Source organism: Candidatus Aminicenantes bacterium (assembly GCA_026393795.1).
Taxonomy (GTDB): domain Bacteria; phylum Acidobacteriota; class Aminicenantia; order UBA2199; family UBA2199; genus UBA2199.
Map to the genome: position 1 here is coordinate 1 of JAPKZL010000111.1, position 6,723 is coordinate 6,723.

6 protein-coding genes are annotated in these 6,723 nt (G+C 57.4%); 2 read left to right on the forward strand and 4 right to left on the reverse strand.

The annotated features are described in order from the left end of the window. Positions 1 to 120: IS110 family transposase (locus NTW95_05550; protein ID MCX6556885.1), on the forward strand; the 120-nt coding region annotated here is incomplete at its 5' end. A 160-nt stretch (positions 121 to 280) separates the two neighbouring features. Here the strand turns inward: NTW95_05550 and NTW95_05555 are convergent. The 3 genes from NTW95_05555 to NTW95_05565 form a co-directional block, all read right to left on the reverse strand. After that, a complete protein-coding gene (locus tag NTW95_05555) occupies positions 281 to 835 on the reverse strand; it encodes a hypothetical protein (protein MCX6556886.1) in 555 nt (184 codons plus the stop codon). Positions 836 to 1,036: 201 nt separating this feature from the next. Next, a complete protein-coding gene (locus NTW95_05560; protein MCX6556887.1) occupies positions 1,037 to 2,704 on the reverse strand; it encodes a C69 family dipeptidase in 1,668 nt (555 codons plus the stop codon). A gap of 151 nt (positions 2,705 to 2,855) precedes the next feature. Beyond that, positions 2,856 to 4,250 carry a DEAD/DEAH box helicase gene (locus NTW95_05565; protein MCX6556888.1) on the reverse strand — a complete coding sequence of 465 codons (1,395 nt, stop codon included), beginning with the start codon at positions 4,248 to 4,250 and terminating at the stop codon, positions 2,856 to 2,858. Positions 4,251 to 4,741: 491 nt separating this feature from the next. Between NTW95_05565 and NTW95_05570 the strand changes: the two genes are divergently transcribed. After that, positions 4,742 to 6,070, forward strand: coding sequence for a right-handed parallel beta-helix repeat-containing protein (locus NTW95_05570; GenBank protein ID MCX6556889.1), 1,329 nt, complete (start codon positions 4,742 to 4,744; stop codon positions 6,068 to 6,070). 2 nt (positions 6,071 to 6,072) lie between these two features. Here NTW95_05570 and NTW95_05575 read toward each other — a convergent pair whose 3' ends face one another. Continuing rightward, entirely contained in the window at positions 6,073 to 6,603 is a 531-nt protein-coding gene (locus NTW95_05575) for a GNAT family N-acetyltransferase (GenBank protein MCX6556890.1), read from the reverse strand. Between the last annotated feature and the right edge of the window lie 120 nt (positions 6,604 to 6,723).

The following is a 6,723-nucleotide window of genomic DNA, read 5'->3' on the forward strand; positions in this document are numbered from 1 at the left end:
CGACTTATCGAAAACGGAAAACCCAAAAAGGTTGCCATTGCCGCTGTGATGCGCAAACTACTTGTCCGACTGAATGCCCTGATGCGAAATCATCTCTTGCTATCTACAAAAAGTACTTGACTTTTAAGACAGTCGCTACATAAAGAAAAAGATTTCAAGATCATAATTTCAAAGGATTTTCTTTATCCTCAGCCCAATTGGCTGGGTTTGATTTGATGTATTTCCTGATCTCGGTTAATTCTTTGTTGTCGCGGATGATATGTTCGTAATAATTACGCTGTCAAATTTTTGCGGATTTGTTCAGGTTATTGTCGTCGATGAATTTTAGATATTCAACCACACATCGTGATTTGAATGCACCGATGATATCCCCGAGAACAGGGGTAGGGGCATTTTCTTTGTGTAGGGGCATCCCTTGCGGGTGCCCATGATTGAAATCATGTGGAAAATCTAGGGCGGGGGCAAGCCCCGCCCCTACACCCATAGGATGTGGTTTAACAATAATGATTCCATGGATATGATTGGGCATGACAACGAAGGTATCGGTTTTGATATTCTCCTTTGCGATTTTTTGCCAGTTTTTTTCAATTATCCGTCCAATCATTGTCAGAACCAGGGACGGGTTATTTTCTTTGTGTAGGGGCAACCCTTGCGGTTGCCCAGTTTTATTGATGTCATTTGGGGTAGGGGCAAGCCCTACCCCTACACCAAAATCGGCAAAGAAGGTCTCCCGGTTGCGGGCGCATATCGTCACGAAATAATATCCCTCCCGGGAATAATCGCGGTTTTTGATGCGCAGCGACCGGCGATGGTGTGTTTCTGAATTAAAAGCCATAGAGTTCGTTAACTATTTGTTAAATTCTTGGCTATGATTAATTTTTGAATAAATTTTGTCAAGAATGAAAAATGTGATGTGAGCATTCAATTTTGCAAAAGATTTGTTTTTGTGTAGGGGTAACCCTCGCGGTTACCCTATTGATCTTTGATTGTCCTTTGATCAGGGCAGGGGCCAGCCCTGCCCCTACACAAAACAAATCTATTCCTTCTTTTCTTCCTGCGGCACGCGGAAGCGGTCGCCGGTCTCCTTGATGATGCGCTGGTACCATTCCTTGGGATAGGGCGGGTGGGTGACCTTGCCCTGGCTGTCGCGCACGTTGCCGTCCATGTATTTCCAGAGTAGGAATTCGCCCAGTTTCTTCCAGCGCTGCACCACGGCGTCGCCCTCGCCGACGCTGTAGGCGGTCAGGTAGTCGCGCGCCTGTCCCGGCGAGCGCTTGAACAGGTCGAGGGCGGTAGCCTCCAGCTCGGGTTGCACGGCGAAGAACTTGCCTTCCAGCTCGCGCTGCACCGGCTGGATGTCCTGGATCATGTCGCAGTAGCGGGAGTAGGCGGTGTTGGCCACGAAGTTGAACACCCAGAAGGCCGAGTCCCAGCTGAAGCGGCTGAAGTCGCCCGCCTCCTTGGCATAGCTGGCCGGCACCCGGTTTATGCCGCAGTACATGGGCGTGTAGACCGTGCTGTAGGTGTCATCCAGGCCGAACCAGAACACGCCGCCGATGGGGTTGGGCAGCCAGGAGCGGGATTCGGTGACGAAGGAGAAACCCGTCTGCTGGGTGGAGACAGCGCGTTCGAAGATGTATTCCTCTTTGGCGTCCTTGTCCACTTTCCATTCCATGGGCCGCCAGCGGTAGGGCAGGACGAAGGGGCCGGCGCCGATATCCTTGGTCATGTCCATCTCCGTTCCTTCGAAATGGTCGCGCATCAGTTCCATGACGTCGCGGACCGTCAGTTTGCGTTCGGGCTTGATGAACAGCGGCATGGGCTCGGCTCCCGGCTTGATGCCCAGGGCGTAGTCCTTGTAGGCGTCCATCTGTTTGGAGTCGGGGGTGACGCGGCGGAAGAACTCCCAGACGCGGCCCTCGCAGAAGCGCCGGGCTCCGAAGTTCAGCGGCGCGTAGGCATCGGCGAAACCAAATTCCTCATCTTTGCCCTTGAAGTAGCCCTTCTCGCGGGCGAAGCTGATCACGTCGGCGGCGTGGAAGGTGGTCTGCTTCTTGTCGAAAAAATTATTGGCCTTCTGCAGGGGAAAGCGGTGGATGCGCGGCTGGTTGGCGTGGGCGCAGACGTAGCCGTCGGGCACCAGCCTGGCCACCCAGACGGCGCCCTTGCGCTCCGGCCCCTTGGAGATCATCTCCAGTATCCATGCTTCATTGGGGTCGGAGATGGAAAAGGACTCGCCTTCGCTGGCGTAGCCGTACTCGGCCACCAGTGAGGTCATGACCTGCAGGGCTTCGCGGGCGGTGCGGCCGCGCTGCAAGGCCAGGTTCATCAACGTGCCGTAGTCGACCACAGCCTTGGGGTCCATGAGCTCCTCGCGGCCGCCGAAGGTGGTTTCGCCGACGGCCACCTGGCACTCGTTCATCAGACCGACCACGGAATAGGTGTGGGCCACCTGGCGGATCTTGCCCAAATACTTGTTCGAATCGCCGTCATAGACGTCGATCCAGGTCCCCGCGATATGGTCGCCGGCGGGGATGCGGTTCAGGTAGCCGTACAGCTCGTGCGAGTCGGCCGAGTAGGAGATCATGGTCGAGCCGTTGGCCGAAGCCCCCTTGCTGATCAGGTAGTTGGTGCAGGCGCGGCCGTCCGGCGCGCAGGCCAGGGCCAGCCCGACCGCGGCTATCCAGGCGATGGTTTTTGTCATGTTCAAGTTCCTCCTTTGGGTTTGCGTTGGCGTCCCGGTTCGGCCCAGTTGGGCGTCCCGGAACGTCGTCAGCGGAAAAGGATACGCAATTTGTCCGCAAAAAGCAAGGGGCGGCTGAAATCTTTTTGCTGCGTGCCGATGAAAAAAAACTTTAGCGGTATGCCCGGCGACCCTGCTTGAAATAGGAGTCGTGCGTAGGTTTGGCGGTTTGGCGCACGGCGCTATGTTTGGGTCTGCCGCCGTTGCCGTTGCCATGGTTGCGCGCTGCCTTGGGCGCCGGCCTGGCATCGGCTCCGGTTGCCCGGCAAGCGGCCTCTGAATGGTAGGCGTGGGAGGCGTCGACCGGCACTTGGACGCGGATCAATTTCTCGATGCTGCGCAGCGAATCGCGCTCGCCGGCCGAACAGAACGAAACGGCGTCGCCCCCGGCCCCGGCCCTAGCGGTGCGGCCGATGCGGTGAATATAAATTTCGGGTTCGATGGGCAGGTCGTAGTTGATGACATGGGAAATGCCGTCCACGTCCAGCCCGCGCGCCGCGATATCGGTGGCGATCAGCACGCGGGTGCGGCCGTCCTTGAAGCTGGCCAGCGCCTCGGTGCGGGCGCCCTGGCTCTTGTTGCCATGGATGGCGGCGGCGCTGATGCCGGCCTCGGCCAGTTTCTTGACCACCTTGTTGGCCATGTGCTTCATCTGGGTGAAGACGATGACGCGGTCCCAGCGCGAGTCGCCGAGCAGGGCGGCCAGAAGGGCGTCCTTGTTGTTCTTGTCCACGAACATCACCCGCTGTACGATGCGTTCGACGGCCGGCGCCTCGTGGGCGATGGTCACGTGCACGGCATCATGGACCAGGGTGCGGGCCAGAGCCACCACTGCCGGTTCCATGGTGGCCGAAAAAAACAGCGACTGCCGTTTGCCCGGCAGCTTGGCGATGACTTTCTTGATGTCCGGCAGGAAGCCCATGTCGAGCATGCGGTCGGCTTCGTCCAGGACGAATATTTCAATCGCGTCCAGGCGGATCACCCCCTGCTGCATGAGGTCGAGGAGCCGCCCCGGCGTCGCTACCAGGATGTCGAGGCCGCGGTTCAAGGCTTGGACCTGGGCGAACTGGCTGACGCCGCCGAAAATGACGGCATGGGCGAAAAGCAGGTGGCGGCCGTAGGTGGCGGCGCTGGCGTTGATCTGCGCCGCCAGTTCGCGGGTCGGCGCCAGGATGAGGACGCGCGCCCGATTCTGGACGGCCTGCCGCTTGTGCAAAGAAAGATACTGCAGGATGGGCAGGATGAAAGCCGCTGTTTTGCCGGTGCCGGTCTGGGCGCAGCCGATCAGGTCGCGGTTTTGGAGCAGATGGGGGATGGCCTGGGTCTGGATGGGCGTCGGAGTGCTGTAACCTTCTTCGGCCACCGCCTTTTTCAATTCCGGCAGCAGAGTTGAAAATACGCTGGTGCCGGCCTGTCCCGACGGTTGTGGAGCCCTATGGCCAGGATGGTCTTTTGTCAGCGGCCGGTTGCCAGGTTCGGCGGCCGCACGGTTTGCATGGATATTCATTATAAATCCTTATATTTGATTTTGGGCCCGTCGATACGTGAATCATGAAGGAATGTCATCCAAACCGAGCTTTGGACTCGATGGCGGGATGCGGCCCAAGGGCTTTTACATCATTTCACTTCTTCCCCGTAGAACCCCCTTGGGGGCTACGGGCACAATTGCTGGCATTGTATCCCGGAATATGCTTTTTGTCAAGGGTCGAACGGATAAGGATCAATATCTCAAGGATATCAACTTGAGTTTTGAATGACTTGTTAAAACTCACCCCCAACCCCTCTCTTTTCAAAAAGAGAGGGGAGTAGAGAGTCATCTTCACCCCCTCTCTTAAAAAAGAGAGGGGGCGAGGGGGTGAGTTTGTTGCTTTGGATCAAAAACAATAAATTAATTTAATATTGGGGAAATCATAAATTTGTCTTACACTCAAGGGCAGATCCGGCTATTGACATTTTGGATGAATATCCTCAAAATCCAATCATGACAAGGAGAAAAAAATGGGGAAAATAAAATCAATTTTCGCTGCGGCCGCCATCCTGTTTTTACTTGGATCGGGAATGAAGGTTCACGGAGCCGAGTTCTACGTCGCCAAAGACAGGGGGGACAACCAGAACCCGGGAACCCAGGCGGCTCCCTTCAAGAACATCGAGGCGGCCCTGAAGATCGCCAAGGCCGGCGACCGGATCTGTGTCGCCCAAGGCAACTACTTCGGCCTGCGCGACAAGGGATACTTGGAAGCCCCGCAGCCGGTCGAATTGCAAGGGGGCTATGCGGGCGATTTCTCGGCGCGCGACAGCGAAAAATTTTTGACCACCATCATCCCCGACCGCAATTCGGGCGCCAGCGGCAGGAAGCCGCTGCTGAGTATCGTCAACGTCCCGGCGGGAACCACGTTTGTCCTGGACGGCTTCATCCTGGATCGCGGCGAACAGAACGCCTATTCTCCCAAGGAGGGCGTCATCGGGGGCTTGGGCGGGAGACTCTTGAGCGAGACGGAAAAACCGACCGACGGCCCAAGCACGGTGGAGGAGTCCCTGCTTTGCTTCACCAACAAGGTCAACGCCCGCATCGTAGGCAAGATCATCATCCGCAACTGCGTTTTTTTGAACGGCCATTTCGCCATCCAGGGCGGCTTCAAAAAAGGCCACGTCAAAATCCTGAACAATATTTTTGCGTCCAATGCCATGGCGGCCATCGAAGTTTTCGGAACCGGCGGCCGCAAGGGCCCGAAGGGACCGATTGAAAAAAGCGGCCAGGTCGAGATCGCCAACAATACGATCCTGTTCACCTGGAGCCGGCTGAAGGACTTCGCCGATATGGGCTACGGCATCAGGATCATGACCATGGTCGACTATGACATCCATGACAACCTGATCGGCTGCAATGTCCTGACCGGCATCGATCACACCCGCAACAATCCAAACGCCTGGGTGAAAATAGACAACAACATCCTCTTCCTGAACAAGCAGGCCCCCTTGCTGTACGTGGAGCCCGGGACTTCGGCGGCCGGGATGATGGAGCGGGTGAAGATCGGGGACATGAACGCCGATCTGGGATTGGCCAGTTGCCGGGGAAATTCCGATAAGCTCGGCTGCAAATTGCCTTTGCACAAGGCTTATCTTGAAAATTTCCTTAATGCCCGCTACAGCGAAAGCGCCGATTTTGACCCGAATTCACCGGCCAATGTGCTGCGCGAGATCGTCGGGCTGCCCAAGCAGGGCAAACTGACCACCCGGGTCTCGATGTTCGCCAACCGCTACCCGCTCAGGGACGCCCTGGCCCTTTTTGGCGCCTGCAAGCAGGTGGGCGCGCAAAAACCTCAATAGGCTTACGTATTTTCTTTTAAAGACGGCAGCGCCCGCTCAAGTTCGAGTTCGTCGTGAATGGGAATGCCGAAGTCGCCCTTTTCAGGGATAGATGGTTTAAGGCGGCGGGCGCGGTCAACGGCGCCGGGGTGGACGGCCACGAGGCGAAAGCCGCGGCGGAGGTAAAAACGCAGGGCGTCGAGGTTGTCGTTGGTGGTCACAAGCCAGAGGCGCCGGCAGCCGGCGGCAAGGGCAGCTCCGGCAACGGCCTCGACCAGGGCTGTCCCGATGCCCACGCGCGGCAGCATGGCGTCGAGGGAGACGATCTCGCACTCCGTCGCCTCGATGCGGAAGGTGACGAGGCCGTGGATGTTTTCTCCGGCCGCGGCCAGGAAGCCCTGAAGCTCTGCGGGACGGTAAATCGAATCGTGCACGGCCACCAGCGGAGCGCCCCAGCGCTCTTCGATGATGCGCTCGACCCGTTCGCGGTCGGCATCCGTCACTGCCCGGATGGCAGCGGATGGTGATCGGGGAAGCGAATTTCCGGTTTTCATACGATCATTTTATTTTAAAAAACATCTTTTGCCAATCCGGCGCGGTCAGCGGCGGAATAGTTCCAGGATCGCCGGGGTGACGTCGCTGAGGTCGTTGATTCTGGCGCGCAGGAATTCGCC